A 1,607-nucleotide genomic window follows, 5' to 3' on the forward strand; every position below is an offset into this window, starting at 1 on the left:
TCTCCCCCCTTGAGGGGGAGATGTCCGGCAGGACAGAGGGGGGCGCCGTAGAGCGCTACGATGGAAGTCAGCCCGCTGGCAAACCAACACCACAATGTGGCCCTGTGCCTCAAGGACGGCACGCCCAATCCCGATCAAGGCTGAGCGGCGCTCAGGTCGACCTGATCTGCTCCACCGCGGTCACCAGCAGCTCTTCCATGGCGGTGCGTATCTGGGCATCCGACTGGGCGATGCCCGCCGCGTCGAAATCGGCGCGCACCTTGCGGAACACGTCGTTGTCGCCGGCCTCTTCGAAGTCGGCGTGCACCACTTCCTTCGCATAGGCGTCGGCGTCCGCACCAGATTTGCCAAGCTTTTCGGCGGCCCAGAGGCCGAGCAGCTTGTTGCGGCGCGCCATGGCCCTGAACTTCGTATCCTCGTCCATCGCAAACTTCTTTTCGAAGCCTTCCTGACGGTCTCTCATGCTGCTCATGGTTTGCCTCGTTCGATGTGAGTCCGGTCTTCAGCCCAAGGGAAAAGCGGGCAGGGAAGGCGAGAGTGGCGTGCATGGATGTCTTTAGCAAGGCCGGATCGTTCACGCCGGTGATTGGGCGGGGTGCTTGGCGGTTCCGGTCATTTGGCCGATGTGATTTGACGTTGCCGCGCCGTGTCCTACTCTCGAATGCATGGTGGACGAACCGAGGAGACGAGTGATGCGGTCGCCTTTCAATGGAATTCGCAGCGTCGCGCTGACGGCGGCCGTGATCCTTGCCGCCGGCACCGCGGCCTATGCCCATCATGGCTGGTCGTGGACGCAGGACGGGTTTTTCGAGCTCAAGGGCAAGATCACGGCCATCTATATCGGCAATCCTCATGCCACGCTGGATGTCGACGCCGAGGGCGAGGCCTGGCGGGTGGAGATGGCGCCGCCGTCCCGCACCATCGCCGCCGGCTTCACGGAGGAGGTGGCCAAAATCGGCGACGAGGTGACCGCGATCGGCAACCGTTCGCTCGAGGCGAGCGAAAAGCGCATGAAAGCGGTGCGCCTCATCGTCGGCGGCAAGACGTATGATGTCTATCCCGACCGCGTGCCGCCGGCCTAGATGACGGAGTTTTTCGCCGGCATCGAGCAATTTGCCCTGGCGCGGTGGCTGAAGGCCTCCTTTATCGCCTACCCCGTGGTCAATGCGCTCCACATCATGTCGATCGGCGCGCTGTTGACCAGCGTCCTCCTCATGGACCTCAGGATATGCGGCGCCTTCCGTTCGCTGCCATACGCCGCGTTCGTCGCGCTGCTGCGCCGCATTGCATTGGGCGCATTCGTGGGTGCGCTCGTCACAGGCTCGCTGCTGTTTTCGGTCAAGGCGAGCACCTATGCAACGCCGGTTTTCCTCGCCAAGATGGCACTCATCCTTCTCGCCGGCATCAATTTCCTCGCCTTCCTGCGCTTGCGCCGCGCAACAGGCGGTGACGAGCCGGCAGGCGGGCCCGCTCTGGCGGTGCTTTCGATGCTGCTGTGGATTTCCGTGCTTTTCGCCGGACGGTTCATCGGATTTCTCTAGCGCCGCATCTTCCTTCTCCCCCTGTGGGAGAAGGTGGCCTCGCGAAGCGAGGTCGGATGAGGGGTG

At 63.2% G+C, this 1,607-nt stretch carries 3 protein-coding genes; 2 read left to right on the forward strand and 1 reads right to left on the reverse strand.

Going from position 1 to position 1,607, the window contains the following annotated elements; all coding sequences use genetic code 11:
• Positions 1-151: 151 nt before the first annotated feature.
• Positions 152-472 (reverse strand): DUF1476 domain-containing protein, encoded by a 321-nt coding sequence (locus EOB49_RS33775; protein WP_127270441.1) that lies wholly within the window; start codon positions 470-472, stop codon positions 152-154.
• A gap of 220 nt (positions 473-692) precedes the next feature.
• Between EOB49_RS33775 and EOB49_RS33780 the strand changes: the two genes are divergently transcribed.
• Positions 693-1,082, forward strand: a complete 390-nt coding sequence (locus tag EOB49_RS33780; protein WP_127383494.1) for a DUF6152 family protein — start codon at positions 693-695, stop codon at positions 1,080-1,082.
• On the forward strand, positions 1,083-1,541 hold the full coding sequence (locus tag EOB49_RS33785) for a DUF6644 family protein (RefSeq protein ID WP_127383495.1): 459 nt from the start codon (positions 1,083-1,085) through the stop codon (positions 1,539-1,541).
• Positions 1,542-1,607 lie beyond the last annotated feature (66 nt).

Source organism: Mesorhizobium sp. M7A.F.Ca.MR.148.00.0.0, from assembly GCF_003997735.1.
In the GTDB taxonomy this organism is placed as follows: Bacteria; Pseudomonadota; Alphaproteobacteria; order Rhizobiales; family Rhizobiaceae; genus Mesorhizobium.

Bases quoted from the DNA above. Each gene is read 5' to 3' on its own strand.
- EOB49_RS33775 (WP_127270441.1), bottom strand. From the start codon at position 472: ATGAGCAGCATGAGAGACCGTCAGGAAGGCTTCGAAAAGAAGTTTGCG.
- EOB49_RS33780 (WP_127383494.1), top strand. From the start codon at position 693: ATGCGGTCGCCTTTCAATGGAATTCGCAGCGTCGCGCTGACGGCGGCC.
- EOB49_RS33785 (WP_127383495.1), top strand. From the start codon at position 1,083: ATGACGGAGTTTTTCGCCGGCATCGAGCAATTTGCCCTGGCGCGGTGG.